The sequence below is a fragment of the Synechococcus sp. R55.7 genome (assembly GCF_047461955.1).
GTDB lineage: Bacteria > Cyanobacteriota > Cyanobacteriia > Thermostichales > Thermostichaceae > Thermostichus.
Map to the genome: position 1 here is coordinate 1 of NZ_JANSIC010000509.1, position 565 is coordinate 565.

The following is a 565-nucleotide window of genomic DNA, read 5'->3' on the forward strand; positions in this document are numbered from 1 at the left end:
GGCGTCCCTTTCGGCGGCCCCTGCGTACCCACCACGGACTGTGGTCCGTGCGCGAAGGGATCCTGATCCGACTTACAGATCGGGAGACAGGCTGTCAGGGATATGGGGAAATTGCTCCCATCCCTTGGTTTGGCAGCGAGACCTTAGAGCAGGCTCTGGCGTTTTGTCGGCAGCTGCCCCCTCTTTTGTCGGAGGCGCATATTTTGGGGATCCCAGAAGCACTGCCGGCCTGCCGGTTTGGGTTGGAAGGCGCTTGGCTGGCCTGTCGGGATCCCGATTGGTTGAACAAGGATCTCTCTCTACTCTCTTTCTGTGAACTTTTGGGGGAGACCCTGCCGCCGGAATCTTACAAGGACTCCTACAAGGACTCCGTCCCACTCACGCGGTCGGTGTACAAGCTCAAGGTGGGGAGGGATCCCATGCAGCAGGAGTTGGAGAAGCTGGAGCAATGGCTGGAGCGGTTGCCACCAGGATCCCATCTGCGTTTGGATGCCAATGGGGGGTTAACGCTTGCGGAGGCCCACCGGTGGCTGATGGTTTGTGATCGGCTTAACCAGGACTCGCC

The 565-nt window shown here is 59.6% G+C and carries 1 protein-coding gene; it reads left to right on the forward strand.

What is annotated here, in order from left to right:
* On the forward strand, nucleotides 1-565 hold a 565-nt coding region (gene menC / locus NW820_RS13410; protein WP_414407777.1), incomplete at both ends, for an o-succinylbenzoate synthase.